The 15,937-nt window shown below is 68.8% G+C and carries 11 protein-coding genes; all 11 read right to left on the bottom strand.

Annotated features, from left to right (window positions below; all coding sequences use genetic code 11):
• Positions 1-3: 3 nt before the first annotated feature.
• On the bottom strand, positions 4-930 hold the full coding sequence (locus tag ACZ6JS_RS00790; protein ID WP_469294899.1) for an ABC transporter permease: 927 nt from the start codon (positions 928-930) through the stop codon (positions 4-6).
• An 85-nt stretch (positions 931-1,015) separates the two neighbouring features.
• The gene (locus ACZ6JS_RS00785; protein ID WP_469294898.1) at positions 1,016-1,939 is read right to left on the bottom strand and encodes an ABC transporter permease; all 924 of its coding nucleotides are present in this window, start codon (positions 1,937-1,939) and stop codon (positions 1,016-1,018) included.
• A gap of 71 nt (positions 1,940-2,010) precedes the next feature.
• Positions 2,011-3,639 carry a peptide ABC transporter substrate-binding protein gene (locus ACZ6JS_RS00780; RefSeq protein ID WP_469294897.1) on the bottom strand — a complete coding sequence of 543 codons (1,629 nt, stop codon included), beginning with the start codon at positions 3,637-3,639 and terminating at the stop codon, positions 2,011-2,013.
• A gap of 107 nt (positions 3,640-3,746) precedes the next feature.
• A complete protein-coding gene (locus ACZ6JS_RS00775) occupies positions 3,747-4,673 on the bottom strand; it encodes a GNAT family N-acetyltransferase (RefSeq protein WP_469294896.1) in 927 nt (308 codons plus the stop codon).
• A 202-nt stretch (positions 4,674-4,875) separates the two neighbouring features.
• Positions 4,876-5,928 (bottom strand): ABC transporter ATP-binding protein, encoded by a 1,053-nt coding sequence (locus tag ACZ6JS_RS00770; protein ID WP_030853340.1) that lies wholly within the window; start codon positions 5,926-5,928, stop codon positions 4,876-4,878.
• Positions 5,921-7,012 carry an ABC transporter ATP-binding protein gene (locus ACZ6JS_RS00765; RefSeq protein ID WP_469294894.1) on the bottom strand — a complete coding sequence of 364 codons (1,092 nt, stop codon included), beginning with the start codon at positions 7,010-7,012 and terminating at the stop codon, positions 5,921-5,923. Before ACZ6JS_RS00765 ends, ACZ6JS_RS00770 begins: the two co-directional genes overlap by 8 nt.
• A gap of 9 nt (positions 7,013-7,021) precedes the next feature.
• The gene (locus ACZ6JS_RS00760; RefSeq protein WP_469294893.1) at positions 7,022-7,945 is read right to left on the bottom strand and encodes an ABC transporter permease; all 924 of its coding nucleotides are present in this window, start codon (positions 7,943-7,945) and stop codon (positions 7,022-7,024) included.
• A 23-nt stretch (positions 7,946-7,968) separates the two neighbouring features.
• Positions 7,969-8,895, bottom strand: a complete 927-nt coding sequence (locus ACZ6JS_RS00755; RefSeq protein ID WP_030853331.1) for an ABC transporter permease — start codon at positions 8,893-8,895, stop codon at positions 7,969-7,971.
• 198 nt (positions 8,896-9,093) lie between these two features.
• The gene (locus ACZ6JS_RS00750) at positions 9,094-10,749 is read right to left on the bottom strand and encodes a peptide ABC transporter substrate-binding protein (protein ID WP_469294891.1); all 1,656 of its coding nucleotides are present in this window, start codon (positions 10,747-10,749) and stop codon (positions 9,094-9,096) included.
• Positions 10,750-11,221: 472 nt separating this feature from the next.
• Positions 11,222-13,126, bottom strand: coding sequence for a translational GTPase TypA (gene typA, locus ACZ6JS_RS00745; protein ID WP_469294890.1), 1,905 nt, complete (start codon positions 13,124-13,126; stop codon positions 11,222-11,224).
• 333 nt (positions 13,127-13,459) lie between these two features.
• Positions 13,460-15,778: an ABC transporter family substrate-binding protein gene (locus tag ACZ6JS_RS00740; protein ID WP_469294888.1), complete on the bottom strand. Its 2,319-nt coding sequence runs from the start codon at positions 15,776-15,778 to the stop codon at positions 13,460-13,462.
• Between the last annotated feature and the right edge of the window lie 159 nt (positions 15,779-15,937).

Genomic DNA, 15,937 nt, shown 5'->3' with positions numbered 1-15,937 from the left:
TCCTCAGCGCAGCTTGGGGTCGAGGGCGTCGCGCACCGCGTCGCCGAGCATGATGAAGGCGAGCACCGTGATGCTCAGCGCGCCCGCCGGCCACAGCAGCATGTGCGGGGCGTTGCGGATCTGCGATGCCGCGTTGGAGATGTCGATGCCCCAGGAGACGGTGGGCGGGCGCAGACCGACGCCGAGGAAGGACAGGGTCGCCTCCAGCGCGATGTACGTGCCGAGCGCGATCGTGGCGACGACGATGACGGGGGCGACGGCGTTGGGCGCCACGTGCCGCAGCAGCATCCGGGCGTTGCCGGCGCCCAGGGCCCTGGCGGCGTGGACGTAGTCGTTCTGTTTGGCGGTGATCACCGAGCCGCGGGCGATGCGGGCGATCTGCGGCCAGCCCAGCAGCACGATGAATCCGACCACGGGCCAGACGGTGGTGCTGGTGACGACCGACAGGAACACCAGGCCGCCGAGGACGACCGGGATGCCGAAGAAGATGTCGGCGACCCGGGACAGCAGCGAGTCGCCCCAGCCTCCGAAGAACCCGGCGAGGCCGCCGAGGGCGGAGCCGAGCAGGGCGGCGCCGAGGGTGGCGCAGACCCCGACGGTGATCGAGGCACGGGCGCCGTACACGGTGCGGGTGTAGACGTCGCAGCCCTGGGTGTCGTAGCCGAAGGGGTGGCCGGGGGCGGAGCCCTGCTGGGACTTGGACAGGTCGCACTGCAGCGGGTCGCCGCTCGCGATGAGCTGCGGCCAGATCGCGATGACGACGAGGAAGAGGATCAGCAGCGAGGAGATGATGAAGACGGGGTTGCGGCGCAGCTGGTGCCAGGCGTCGGACCACAGGGACCGGGCCCGCTCCCGGGGGCCGGAGGCGCCCGGTCCGGCGCTCTTCTCGATGCCTTCGACGCTCTCGGCCTCGTCCAGCGCGAGATCCATGGGTCCCCCCTGGCCCGTGGGTGATACCGCCTCCTTCGGGCGGGGCCCGACCGGGTCGTAGCCGCCTGGTTCGGGGCGCTCGGGATCAGGCATAACGGATCCTCGGGTCCAGGACCGCGTAGAGCAGGTCGACGAGCAGGTTCGCCAGCAGGAAGACGATGACGAGGATGGTCACGAAGCCGACGACCGTGGGCGAGTTGTTGCGCAGGATGCCCTGGTAGAGCTGGAAGCCGACGCCGTGGATGTTGAAGATCCGCTCGGTGACGATGGCGCCGCCCATCAGCGCGCCGATGTCGGTCCCGATGAAGGTGACCACCGGGATCAGGGAGTTGCGCAGCAGGTGACGGGTGACGACACGGCTGCGGGGCAGGCCCTTGGCGGTGGCGGTACGGACGTAGTCGGCCTTGACGTTCTCCGCGATGGAGGTGCGCGACAGGCGTGTGACGTACGCGAGGGAGACCAGCGCGAGGACGATGCCGGGCAGGATCAGCTCGTTCAGCGGTGCGTCCGGGGAGACGGTCGGCCGCACCCAGCCCCACTGGACGCCGAAGAGGTACTGGAGCAGGTAGCCCGTGACGAAGGTCGGCACCGAGATGACCACGAGGGTGAGCACGAGGACCGAGGTGTCGACGGTCCTGCCGCGGCGCAGGCCGCTGATCACGCCGAGGGTGATGCCGATGACGATCTCGAAGAAGATCGCGACCAGGGTCAGGCGCAGGGTGACGGGGAAGGCGGTGGCCATCAGCTCGGTGACGGACTGGCCGTTGAAGGCGGTTCCGAAGTCGCCCTGGAAGATCGCGCCCATGTAGTGGAGGTATTGCTTCCACAGGGGTTGGTCGAGGTAGAGGTCCTTGCGGATGCGCGCGGCGGTGGCCGGGTCGGGGGCCTTGTCGCCGAAGAGGGCCGCGACCGGGTCACCGAGCGCGTACACCATGAAGAAGATCAGGAACGTGCTGCCGATGAACACCGGGATCATCTGGAGCAGCCGCCGGATCACATAACGTCCCATGGAGTGCTCCATGCTGTTGGCGGGCGCGGCGGCCCCCCGCAGGGCGGGGGGCCGGGGATCCGGGTGGGGGGTCAGATGACCTTGATCTGGTCGTAGACCGGCACGCTGAACTGGTTGAGGGCGACGTCCTCCAGGCGCTCGGAGTAGCCGGCGCTGCCGTTCTGGTACCAGAGGGGGATGGACGGCATCTGCTCGGCGAGGATCTTCTCGGACTCCTGGAAGCTCGCGATCGCCTTGGCCGGGTCGCTCTCCCGGTTCGCCTGGTCGACGAGGGCGTCGAACTCCTTGTTGCTGAACTTCCCGTAGTTGGAGGAGGCGCCCGTGTAGTAGAGCGGCTGGAGGAAGTTCTGGATCAGCGGGTAGTCGGCCTGCCAGCCGGAGCGGAAGGGGCCCGTCAGTTTGTAGCTGCTCTGCTGGTTGCGGAAGTCGGCGAAGGTGCCGACGGGGTTGACCGTGCAGACGGGGCCCTCCCCCAGCGCGTTGTTGACGCTGTTGCAGACGGCGTCCATCCAGTCGCGGTGCGAGCCGGTGTCCACGTTGGAGGTCAGCGTGACCTTGCCGCCCGGCAGGCCGCCGCCCTCCTGGATGAGCTTCTTGGCCTCGGCCGGGTCGTAGACGCAGGCGTCGCCGCACGCGGTGGAGGAGAAGCCGCCCTTCTCGCCGAGGGCCGGCGAGGTCCAGTCCTTGGCGGGGGTCCGGGTCTCCCGGAAGATCTGCTTGGTGATCTCGTCCCGGTTGATGGCCCGCGAGATGCCCTGACGGACCTTCTCCATGCCCGGCTTGCTCCACTGCGGGTCGTACAGCGGGAAGGTGAGGGTCTGGATGATGAGGGCCGGCTGGTTGATGTACCGGTCACCGAGGTCGTTCTTGACGTTCTTCAGCTGCTGCGCCGGGACGTCGTCGACGAGGTCGAGGTTGCCGGAGATCAGGTCGGTGTAGGCGGTGTTGTTGTCGGTGTAGACCTTCAGGTCCACACCGCCGTTCTGCGCCTTGTCCTCGCCGGGGTACGCGTCCCACTTGCGCAGTTTCATGCCGGTGCCCTTGGTGTACGAGTCCACCGTGTACGGGCCGTTGCCGATCGGCTTGTCCAGCCAGGCGGTGTGGTCGGTGAAGAAGGCCTTGGGCAGCGGCGAGAAGGCCTGGTAGCCCAGGGTCTCCGGCCAGGTCGAGAACTTGTCCTTGAGGGCGACGGTGAAGGTCTTGGGATCCTTGACCACCAGTCCGGACATCGTCTTGGCCTTGGGTTCGCCGGACGCCGGGTGCACGTCGTCGTAGCCGACGATGTCGGAGAAGAAGGGCGAGTTGTTCTGTTTGTTGCGCACGTCCGCGCCGTAGTTCCAGGCGTCCACGAAGGACTGCGCGGTGACCGGCTCGTCGTTGCTGAACGTCCAGCCGTCCTTCAGCGTGATGGTGAAGTTCTGGCTGTCCGTCGTCTCGATGGATTCGGCGAGCATGTTGTTGGCCTCGCCGGTCTTGGGGTCATAGCGCTTGAGGCCGCGGAAGAGCATGTCGAGGACCTTGCCGCCCTGCACCTCGTTGGTGTTGGCGGGCTCCAGCGGATTCTGCGGGTCACCCCACGACGAGCTGATGATTCCCGCCTCGCCGCCCCCGCCGCTGTCGCTCCCGCCGCCGCAGGCCGTCGCCGCGAGGGCGACGGCCACCGCACATGCGGCCCACTTGGCGTGGGTGGCTCCGCGCATGGAGTGCCTCCTATGGCTCCCAAGACTCACTTAGGGGCCAATGTCACCCTATGAGGGGTGTCGCACACGCGTGGTTGGACCGATTGCACCCGCGCGTCCCGCCCCTGTCACCCCTGGGGGTGCAAAGCCAGCTCCCAGGCGTCGACGCCGTAGTGCAGGGCCATGCCGTGCGCCTCGTAGAGCGCGAGCGCGCCGGTCGCGTTGTGGGTGTCCACGCCGAGGCCGATGGTGTCGCGGCCGCGCGCCGCGTAGGCGGCGAAGCCGTGGCGCAGCAGGAATCCGCCGACGCCCCGGCCGCGCACGTCCTTGCGTACGCCTATGTGGCTGACCCAGGCCATGCTCGTGCGGTCGTCCCGGGTGACCAGCACGGCGACGTCGCCCTCGCCGGGCAGGCTCGCGATCCACACCAGCGACCAGTCGAGCCCGCGGCCCTCGATGTGGTCCAGCCAGGTCTCGTAGGGGCGGTCCACGTGGCCGAAGTGGTCGGCGAAGGTCTCCTCGACCAGGGCGTGGACCCGGTGGCGGTCGGCCTCGTCGTCGCCGCAGTGGCGCAGGGCGAGCCCGGCGGGCGGGGTGGGCGCGAGGTCGGCGGCGGCGGACAGGGACCGCGTCATCACCTGGTAGCGGCGGACGGTGCGGTAGCCGCGTTCCGAGAGGAGCGCGAGGTCGATGGTGGGCTGCACGTTGAGCTGGAGCCGCAGGACGCCCGGCCCGGCGCTCATCCCACGGGCCCGGTCCTCCATGCGCTCCAGGAGCAGGACCGCGGCCTCGTGGTGGCCGGGCAGCACGTAGTGGTCGGCGTCGACGCGGCCCGGCCCCGAGTCCGCCCAGACGAGGGCGTAGGCGACGAGCCTGCCGCCCTCGAAGGCGAGCCAGGAGTCGGTGGCGAGGTCCACGTCGGGTGCGTTGAGGTCGGACTCGACGGTGCCGAGGTCGGTTTCGGGCCGACCGATCTCGATCATGTCGACGGCGTTGAGCAGGGCGCAGATGTCAGCCGCGTCCCCGGGGCCGGCGGGCCGTACGGTGATGGTCATTGCGTCACTCTCGGGCCCCGGTTCCCGGGGTCGCAACCGGTTTCCGCGGAGGCCGAAAGCGCCGTCCCGCCGCCCCGCCCGTCCACGGCGGTCCCGGGGACGGGCCCCCGGGACGGGCGCGCACCCCACGGGGCACGGAGAACGGCCGGTCCCCGGCGCCGTGAGGCGCCGGGGACCGGCCGTTCGGTTAAGCGTGCGTGGATCAGACCGCCAGGATGGCCTTCTCCTCGGCGAAGTGGCACGCGGACTCGTGCGCCGCCGGGGTGTCGACGCCCTTGAAGCGCTCCGGGATCGCCAGCAGCGGCTCCTCGGTGGAGCACTTGTCCTGGGCCTTCCAGCAGCGGGTGCGGAAGCGGCAGCCCGACGGCGGGTTGGCCGGGGACGGGACGTCACCGGTGAGGATGATGCGCTCGCGGGACTCGCGGACCTCGGGGTCCGGGACCGGGACCGCCGACAGCAGCGCCTGGGTGTAGGGGTGCGTCGGGTGGTCGTAGATCTGGGCGTCGGTGCCGATCTCGGCCATCTTGCCGAGGTACATGACGCCCACGCGGTCCGAGATGTGCCGGACGATCGACAGGTCGTGCGCGATGAAGATGTAGGACAGGTTGAACTCGTCCTGGAGCTTCTCCATCAGGTTGATGACCTGCGCCTGCACCGACACGTCGAGCGCGGAGACCGGCTCGTCGCAGATGATGATCTCCGGGTTGAGCGCGAGGCCGCGGGCGATGCCGATGCGCTGGCGCTGGCCGCCGGAGAACTGGTGCGGGTAGCGGTTGATGTACTCCGGGTTCAGGCCCACGACGTCCAGGAGCTCCTGGACCTTGCGGCGCCGGTCGCCCTTCGGGGCCACCTCGGGGTGGATCTCGAAGGTCTCCCCGATGATGTCGCCGACCGTCATGCGCGGGTTCAGCGAGGTGTACGGGTCCTGGAACACCATCTGGATGTTGCGGCGCACGGCCTTCAGCGCACGGCCGGACAGCTTGGTGATGTCCTGGCCCTTGTAGAAGACCTCGCCGGCGGTGGCCCGCTCCAGGTTCATCAGGAGCTTGGCGACCGTGGACTTGCCACAGCCGGACTCGCCCACGATGCCGAGGGTCTCGCCCTGGTACAGGTCGAAGGACACGCCGTCGACGGCCTTGACCGCGCCGACCTGCTTCTTGAACAGGATGCCCTGGGTCAGCGGGAAGTGCTTGACCAGGTTGCGGACCTGGAGGATCGGCTCGCGCTCGGTGGTCGTCTTGCTGAGCTCAGCCATGGATCTGGTCCTTCCAGAAGTGGCACGCGCTCCCGCGGCCGGGCAGTTCGGTGCCGTCCAGCTCGGTGACCGGGTGCAGGACCGGGATCTCCGTACGGCAGATGTCCTGCGCCTTGGGGCACCGGGGGCTGAAGGCACAGCCCGCCGGGATGCGGAGCAGGTTGGGCGGCAGGCCCTTGATCGCGTAGAGCTCCTGGCCCTTCTGGTCCAGGCGCGGGATCGAGTCCAGCAGGCCCCGGGTGTACGGGTGCGAGGGGCGCTTGTAGATCTCGCGGACCGGAGCGGTCTCGACGATCCGGCCCGCGTACATGACCGCGATCTTGTCCGCGACGTCGGCGACGACGCCGAGGTCGTGGGTGATCAGGATCAGACCCATGTTCATCTCGCGCTGGAGTTCCGCGAGCAGGTCCATGACCTGGGCCTGGACGGTCACGTCGAGAGCCGTGGTGGGCTCGTCGGCGATGATCAGGTCCGGCTCCAGGGCCAGCGCCATGGCGATCATGATGCGCTGGCGCATACCGCCGGAGAACTGGTGCGGGTAGTCGCCCACGCGCGCCTTGGCGGCGGGGATCTTCACGCGGTCCATGAGCTCGATGGCCTTGGCCTTCGAGTCCTTCTTGGACATGCCGCGGTGGACCCGGAACATCTCGCCGAGCTGGTCGCCCACCGAGTAGACCGGGTTCAGGGAGGACAGCGCGTCCTGGAAGATCATCGCCATCTTGTCGCCGCGGAGCTTGCGGCGCTCCTCGTCGGACATCTTGAGGATGTCCCGGCCGTGGAAGCGCACCTCGCCGCCGGCGACGCGCCCGGGCGGGCTGTCGAGGATGCCCATGATCGCCTGCGCGGTGACCGACTTGCCGGAGCCGGACTCGCCGAGCACGGCGAGGGTCTCGCCGGCGCTGACGCTGTAGCTCACGCCGTTGACGGCCTTGGCGACCCCGTCACGGGTCTTGAACTCGACCTGGAGGTTGTCCACCTCCAGCAGCGGCACGGCGGTCCCGCCGCCCGTCTCCGCAACGCTGAGAATCTCCGACGTCGTCACGCCGCCACCTTCGTCCTGCTTGCTGATGTTGTCTCGGAGCATCGGGCGGCCCTACCGCAGCTTCGGGTCGAGCGCGTCGCGCAGGCCGTCGCCGACGAAGGCGAAGCCGAGCACGGTGACGACCACGAAGGAGCTCGGGTACAGCCACAGGTAGTCGTGGACGCCGATGAAGGCCTGACCGGCCGCCAGCATGTTGCCCCACTCCGGTACGTCGACCGGGACACCGGCGCCGAGGAAGGAGAGGGCCGCGACGCCGATGATCGTGGTACCGACGTTGAACGTCGCGTAGACCAGGACGGGCGTCAGCGAGTTGGGCAGGATGTGCGTGCGGACGATCCGGCCGCCGCTGGCGCCGAGCGCCTTGGCGGCGTGGACGTAGTCCATCTCGCGCACCGACAGGATCGAGCTGCGCAGCAGTCGGGACACGGTCGCCCACGAGAAGACCGCGAGCGAGATGATCACCGGGGTGATGCCGCGGCCGGTGACCAGGATGATGACGACGGCACCGATCATCAGCGGGAACGCGAGGAAGACGTCCGCGATGCGCATGACGAGGGTGTCGGCGAAGCCGGCGAAGTAACCGGCGATGGCGCCGAGGGCGACACCGATCAGCACGGCGAAGAAGATCGAGGCGAGGCCGACGAACATGGCCACGCGGGTACCGGCAATGAGGCGCGAGAACATGTCGCGGCCCAGGGCGTCGGTGCCCATCCAGTGCGTGGCGTTGGGCGACTGGAGGGTCTTCTCCAGGTCCTGCGCACCGGGATCGAACGGCGTGAACATGTCGCCGAAGATCGCGGTGATGAACAGCAGGGTGATGATCACGAGACCGACGACGGCCAGCTTGTTCTGGACGAAGCGGTGGCGGATCTCGCCCCACTGGGTGAGCTGCTTGGGGGTTGCTTCAGGGGCGGCCGGGGTGGCCGGCACGGGGCTCTCGTCCCCGATCGCCGGGCTCTTGACGAGCTCAGACATGAGGAAATCCTCCTTGGGGGCGGTCAGCTGAGGCGGATACGCGGGTCGAGGGCCGCGTACAGCAGGTCCACGATGAGGCTGAGGACGACGAAGATGGCGACGCTGTAGGTCACTACGCCGATCACGATCGGGTTGTTCTGCTGCTGGATCGCCTGAACCAGTGCCAGACCGACACCGTCCCAGTTGAAGATCGCCTCGGTGATGAGCGCGCCACCGAGAAGTGCGCCGAACGAAATGCCCAGGTAGGTGACGACCGGGATGGACGAGTTGCGGAGCACGTGCTTGAAGAGCACGCGACGGCGCGGAAGTCCCTTGGCCACGGCGGTCTTCACGTAGTCGGCGCGCAGCACCTCGAGCATCGTGCCGCGGGTGAGGCGGGCGACGAACGCGATGTCGGTGATGGCGAGGGTGACTGCGGGGAGGACCATGCCTTCGAGCTTGTCTCCACCGAGCTGCGGGAACCATTGGAGTTCGACCGCGAACCACTTCATGAGCAGCATGCCGATCACGAACGTTGGGAATCCCACCGCCATGGTCGTAAAGAATGTCGTGGCCATGTCCAAGATGCTGTATCTGTACAGGGCGGCGATGATGCCGACGCCCATACCGAACACCGTGACGAGAGCGATGGCCAGCAGGGCCAGCTTCGCGGTGTTCGCCAGCTTGGGGCCGAGGATCTCGGACACCTCGCGGCGCTGGATGAAGTCCTCGCCGAGGTCTCCGGTCGCGACCTTCGACACGTAGTTCACATACTGCTCGGGCAGCGACTTGTCGAGCCCGTACCGCGCCTTGAGCTCCGCGACCACTGCTGGGTCACGAGCCTTGTCGCTGCCTGCGATCGAGCCCACGGGGTCACCGGGGAGAACGAAAAGACAAGCGAACAGAACCATGGTCGCGCCGATGAGGACTATGACCATCTGCCCGAGGCGACGGGCGACGTACCTTCCCATGTTTGTGCCTCTCTACCTGGCCGCTTCTGGGAGCAGCGGCCTCCGGCCCAGGGAACGGGCCGGCTCTCGGCCGGCGGGGATTGCCCGCGGATGTGAGGGGTGCCGAAGTAAAAACGGCCTGCCGAGCGGGGCCGCGGCCCACCGGTCACCCGGGGGCCGCGGCACGTTCGCTCCTGACGGATATACCGTCCGAACCGATTACTTCTTGAGCGAGATCTTCTCGAGGATCGGGTCCTCGTTGAAGTTGATGTCGTCCAGACCGTTGAACTTGTCGGTCGCCATCAGGCGGAACTGGGAGCGGTTGAAGGTCGGGATGAGGGCCATGTCCTCCATGGCCATCTTCTCGGCCTGCTTGTACATCGCGGTACGCGCGGCCTCGTCCTTCGTGGCGCGGGCCGTGTCGACCAGCTTGTCGAACTCGGGGTTGTTGTAACGGGCGCGGTTGTCACCGACCACGTTGCCCTCGGCGTCCTTGTTCATCGAGGCCGAGTGCAGCAGCGGGAAGAGGAAGTTCTCCGGGGTCGGGTAGTCCGCACCCCACGCGAAGCGGTAGACGCCGCTGGCGGTGGCACCCTGCTGCTCCTTGAGCAGACCCGGGAAGTCCTTGCCGTCCAGCTTGACCTTCAGGCCGAGGACGTCCTCGAGCTGACGCGCGACGGCCTGGACCCACTCTTCGTGGCCCGCACCGGTGTTGAAGGAGAACTTGATCTCGGTACCCGGCTTCAGGCCCGCCTTCTCGGCGTGCTCCTTGGCCTTGGCGACGTCCTGCTTGACGCAGGAGCCGCACAGGTCCTTCTGGTACGCCTTCGGGAACGCCGGCGGCACGATGGTCGTCGACGGGGTCTGGAAGCCCTGGAAGACACCCTTGGCGATGGCCTGGCGGTCGATCGCGTAGGAGATCGCCAGACGGGCGTCCTTGCTGTTGGTCGGACCGTTGTCACCGATCGGCAGAACGAAGTTCATGCCGTTGGTGTCCTTGGCGAACCACTTGTTCTGCGGCTTGAACTTCGCCTCGGCCGTCTTCAGCATCGGCGTCGGGATGTGCGCGTAGTCGAAGGTGCCGGCCTGGAAGCCGTCGTACTCGAGCTGGTGCGCGGTCTTGTCGTTGAGGAGGGTGACCTGGACCTTGTCCAGCTTCGCCTTCGTCAGGCCGTAGTCGTCGTTGCGGACGAGGTTGATGGCCTTGTTGTGCTCCCAGCTGCCGTCCATCTTGAACGGGCCGTTGCCGACGGGGGCCTCGCCGAACGCCTTGTCCTCTTCGCCGACCTTGGCGACCTTCGGGACCGGGCTGTAGGCGGTGTGCGCCGTCTTCAGCACGAACTCGCAGTCGGCCTTGGACAGGTCGACCTTGATGGTGTGCGGGTCCGGGGTGGTGACACCGGAGAAGGTCTTGGCGGAGCCGTCCTGCAGCTGCTCGTAACCCTTGATGCCGGCGAGGTGGTACGCCACGTCGGACGCGGCGGCCTTGTGCGCGGCACGCGCCCAACCGCGGGCGAACGCCTCGGCGTCGACGACCTCGCCGTTGGAGAACTTGGTGTCCGGCTTGATCTTGAAGGTCCAGGAGGTGCAACCCTCGTCCGAGCTGGCCGACTCGGCCAGCGCGGGCTCGGCCAGGCCGTCCGGCGTGTTCGAGTACAGGCCGGTGAACAGGGCGTTCGACAGCAGGATGCCCGTGGACTCGTGGGCGCGCCCCGGGTCGATGGTGTCCGGCTCCGTGCTGCCCAGGCGGAACGTACCGCCGCCGGCAGCGTTGCCCTTGTCCTTGCTGTCACCGTCACCGCCGCCACAGGCGGTAGCGGCCAGGGCGACGACAACCGCGCCCACGACCCACTTGGCGCTCTTGGCACCGCGCATGGGTTTCCTCCTCATGAGTCCACTGATCGACTTGAGGGGCATGAAAACCTCGCCGACACCCCTGACGGCGAATGGTTTCCTGCCCATAGTGTGCTCGTGAGTCGGCGCGATCCCCACATCGCGTGACCCATTGACCCGAGCTCAATGGAGCCATCCTCAGGGACTGCCAGGCCGTAAACCACACTTAAGTGGTCTCGTTTTCACAACATCGATCCGCAGCAGAAACCCGAAATCCGGACAAACGGATAGGAGACAGACACGTGCGAAACGGACGGTTAGCTCATCATCCGGAGTGTCACGGTCGGTATGCGGACACCTGAACGCAAAAATCCGCTTGACAAAAGCGAACAGCCCCTCCCTTCACGGAGCCCGTGACGGAAGGGACTGCTGCTTTTCCGCACCCCGGCGGCCGGCTACGGCCGCCGCGGCCGCCGCCCGAGCAAACCCGGGACGTGCGGCCTGAACGCGGTTGCTACTTGGCGGACTTGGCGCGCGACGCGGTGCGCGAGCGCTCCTTCTGGTCCAGCACGACCTTGCGGATGCGGACCGCCTCCGGGGTCACCTCGACGCATTCGTCGTCGCGGCAGAACTCCAGGGACTGCTCAAGGGAGAGCTTGCGCGGCGGGACGATCGCCTCGAACGTGTCGGCCGAGGAGGAGCGCATGTTGGTGAGCTTCTTCTCCTTGGTGATGTTCACGTCCATGTCGTCGGAGCGGGAGTTCTCGCCGACGATCATGCCCTCGTACACCTCGGTGCCGGGGTCGGTGAACAGGACGCCGCGCTCCTGGAGGTTGGTCATCGCGAACGCGGTGACCGCACCGGCGCGGTCGGCGACCAGGGAGCCGTTGTTACGGGTGACCAGCTGGCCGAACCACGGCTCGTGGCCCTCGTGGATCGAGTGGCCGATGCCGGTGCCGCGGGTCTGCGTCAGGAACTCCGTACGGAAGCCGATCAGGCCGCGGGACGGAACGACGAACTCCATGCGGACCCAGCCGGAGCCGTGGTTCGACATGTTGTCCATGCGGCCCTTGCGGACGCCCATGAGCTGCGTGACGGCGCCCATGTGCTCCTCGGGCACGTCGATCGTCATGCGCTCGACCGGCTCGTAGGTCTTGCCGTCGACCTCCTTGGTGACGACCTGCGGCTTGCCGATGGTCAGCTCGAAGCCCTCGCGGCGCATCTGCTCGACGAGGATCGCCAGCGCGAGCTCACCGCGGCCCTGGACCTCCCAGGCGTCCGGGCGCTCGGTGTCGAGCACGCGCAGCGAGACGTTGCCGATCAGCTCGCGGTCGAGGCGGTCCTTGACCTGGCGGGCGGTGACCTTGCGGTCCTTGACCGCGGACTTGGCGTCCGCGCCCTTGCCCGTGCCGCCGCGGCCGACCAGCGGCGAGGTGTTGGTGCCGATGACCATGGAGATGGCCGGCTCGTCCACCGTGATCAGCGGCAGCGCGATCGGGTTCTCCGGGTCGGCCAGGGTCTCACCGATCATGATCTCGGGGATGCCGGCGACGGCGCAGATGTCACCGGGGCCGGCGACCTCGGCCGGCTTGCGGGTGAGCGCCTCGGTCATCATCAGCTCGGTGATGCGGACGTTGGAGATGCTGCCGTCACGCTTGATCCACGCGACCGTCTGGCCCTTGCGCAGCTCGCCCTGCTCGACGCGCAGCAGCGCGATACGGCCGAGGAAGTTGTCGGCGTCGAGGTTGGTGACGTGCGCCTGGAGGGGGGCCTCCTCGTCGTACGTCGGGGCGGGGACGTGCTCCAGGATCGTGGAGAAGAACGGCTCCAGGTTCTCGCTGTCGGCGGGGACGGTGCCGTCCTCCGGCTTGGTCAGCGAGGCGATGCCGTCACGGCCGCAGGCGTAGACGATCGGGAACTCGATCTGGTCCTCGTCGGCGTCCAGGTCCAGGAACAGGTCGTAGGTCTCGTTGACGACCTCGTCGATCCGGGAGTCCGGGCGGTCCGTCTTGTTGATGCAGAGGATGACGGGCATCCGGGCCTGGAGGGCCTTGCGCAGGACGAAGCGGGTCTGGGGCAGCGGACCCTCGGAGGCGTCCACGAGCAGAACGACGGCGTCGACCATCGACAGACCGCGCTCGACCTCGCCGCCGAAGTCGGCGTGGCCGGGGGTGTCGATGATGTTGATCGTGATCGGGGCCCCGCCGTCCTTGGGGTGATACTTCACCGCCGTGTTCTTGGCGAGGATCGTGATGCCCTTCTCACGTTCCAGGTCGTTCGAGTCCATCATGCGGTCGTCGAGCTGCTGGTGGGCGGCGAAGGCACCGGCCTGCTTGAGCATGGCGTCGACGATGGTCGTCTTGCCATGGTCGACGTGGGCGACGATGGCGACGTTACGGATGTCGTGGCGCGTGGGCACTTCGGCGCTTCTCCCGGGATCGTGGATGGCGTCACGTACGGCCTGGCACGCGCGCCTCGACCGGGCGAAAACCTGCCACGGCCTTACCCCATGGTACGTCGAATGGCGGGAACCGCCTGCCGGGGGGCTGTCAAGGGGCCGGAGGAATGATCGCGGCCGAGCGTGAGGTGGGGTGCCCGGGCCGCCGTTCCTGCGGGAAATCATGCGGGTCAACGGGTATCCACGACCTTGCCCGCCGGAGTTCCGGCGGGCAAGGGACTTGAGTCACATCTGAGCTTGTGACCCGTGGGTCAACCTGACAGGCACCGCTTTGTCACCACATCTTCGCCGCGGCTACTTCTTCTTGGCCTTGGCGGCCGACGCCTTCTTCCAGCCGATGTCCTGGTACCGGGGGGCGCCGAGCCCGAAGGCGCCGGCATTGACCAGGCCCGGCTTGACGGCCACCAGCTCCGGGCGCTGGAAGAGCGGGATGGAACCGGCCGCCGCCCAGATCCGGGCGTCGGCCTTGCGCACCAGCTCGCGGGACCGGGCCTCGTCCAGCTCCCCGAGGGCCTGGTCGAAGAGCTGGTCGATGTGGTCGGTGCCGACCCGCGTGTAGTTCTGCTCGACGAGGAGGGAGCCGTCCGCCGCCGGCTCCGGCTTGGCGAAGATCGGCCGGGCGTCGGTGGCGGGGAAGGCCGTCGCCGGCCAGGAGTACAGCGCCAGGTCGTACTGGCCCGACGCGATGTGGTCCTTGAAGAAGCTGTCGTCGGCCACCTTGGTCGTCTCGGTGTTCACCCCGAGCTTGCGGAGCATCCGGGAGATCCGCTCACCGACGGTGCGCAGGGACTCCGAGCCGGGTCCGGCCGGGAGGACGAAGCGCAGCGTGAGCGCCTTGCCGTCCTTGGCGAGCATGTTCCCGGAAGTACGGGTGGCCTGCTTGGCCGGCGCCGGGGAGGCCTTGGCGGGGTCGGCCTCGTCGGCGTCCCGGGCCGCGCTGCGCTTGGCGTCGTCGACGTCGCGGGCCATGGCCGCCTGGGCCAGGAGGGAGGCCTGCTGCCGGGCCCCGAAGGGGGCCGGGGCCAGCACCGGTGAGACCCGGTCCCGCTCGCCGTCCGCCGGGGAGGCGGCGGTGTCGGCTCCGGCCGCCCCGGAGAGGTCGCCGTTGGCCCCGTCGTCCTGGCCCACGATGTAGAGGCCGTCGTTCCCGGTGCCCGGGCCCTCGGGGGTCTTGCCGTCGTCCTGCGGCGCGCTCTCCGGTCCGGCCTTGGCGCCGGCCGGCTCGGTGATCTTGCCGCCGCGGCGCCACCCGGCGTCGGCGAGGAGGGCCTGGGCCGCCTTGGGGTCCGGGCCGCCGAGGGCGTCGCTGTTGTCGGCGTACGCCTGCTGCCCGGCCAGGGCCACGTGGCTCCCGACCGGCTTCGCGGGCAGCCCCAGCGGCCTCAGCACGAGGTCCGCCAGCGCCTGGCGGTCCAGGGCGCGGGCCACGGCCCGGCGCACCCGTTCGTCCGCCAGCGGTCCGGACGCCCCGTTCATCGCGAGCTGCGTGTAGGCCGGCTCCAGGGACTTGCGGACCGTGAAGCCCCGCAGGGCCTTCTGCTCGTCCGCGTACCGCTTCACCGACTCGGCGTGCTTGGCACGGGTCTCCTTCTCCTGCGCCGCCTTCTCCTCGTCCGTACCGAAGGCGGTCGCCCACGACAGCGTGGCCTGCGCCGGGGTCAACGCGGCGCCCGGGCCGTGCGCCGGGGCCCCGCCCGTGCCCGTACCGACCGCGCCGCCCTTGCCGGAGGCGCCCTTGCCGGAGGCGTCGCGGCGGGCCAGTGCGATGCGGTCGGCCCCCGAGCGGTCGATCTGCGCCAGGTCGAGCTTCCCGGCGGCCAGCGCCGCGGGGCGCTCGGCCCGGGGCACCGCCGTGAGGACCAGGGTGTCCAGCTTGGCCTGCCGCCCCCACCAGCGCGGGTTGCGGGTCAGGGCGGCGGTGCCGGTCTTCTTGTCGATCGCCCCGAGGGCGAAGGGGCCGGCGGTGACCTTCAGGGCGCCGCGGGCGCCCTCGTTGAAGGCGTCCGGGGTGCCGGTGACCTGCTTGGGGTACAACGGGGAGAACAGCGAGCGCCAGTCCGCGTACGGCTTGCCGAAGGTGACCCGGACCTCCAGGTCCGTCTTGCCCCTCTCGATCTTCTCGATGCGCTCGTAGCCGGCGTTGCGCGCCGTCCAGTACGCCGAGTCCTTGCCGTTGAGGGCCCGCCACTGGGCCACGAAGTCGGCGGCGCCGATCTCCCGTCCGTCGCTCCAGACGGCCTGCTGGTTCAGCTTGTACAGGACGACCTGCTTGGGCTCCCGCTCGATGACCTCGGCCTTCTCCAGGTAGTCGGGATTGGCCACCGGCCGCCCCTTGGCGTCCAGCACGAACAGGTGCGGCAGCACGGCTCCCGCGATCCGGCCGGTGGTGGCGTCCGCGTCGGCCTGGAAGGCGTTGAGGGTCTCGGGGAGGGCGTCCACCGCCCACCTCAGCACGCCCCCGTCCGCCACATTGTCGCGGGCGGTCGCCGCGATGTCCTGTCCTGCGGCGGCGGGGCCGCCCTCGTCGTCACCCGCGCCGCAGCCCGTGAGCAGCGGCAGTGCGAGGACTCCCGAGGTCAGGAGCGCCAAGGACCTGCGCCTTCTCTGGGACATGGGTGGTACCTCCGGGGCGGGGCTTGGGGGAAGCATGATCACGTTCGGCGGTATATGGAGCTGATCACACCGGTTGCCGGAATCCACTGAAATCGACGCCGCTCCGCACCCTTCGCAGCCGCCTCTCGCCACGCCGCGAAGCCCACCCGTGCGGACCAA

The sequence above is a fragment of the Streptomyces sp. NPDC046349 genome (assembly GCF_055587885.1).
This window is presented reverse-complemented; position numbering and strand designations above follow the sequence as displayed.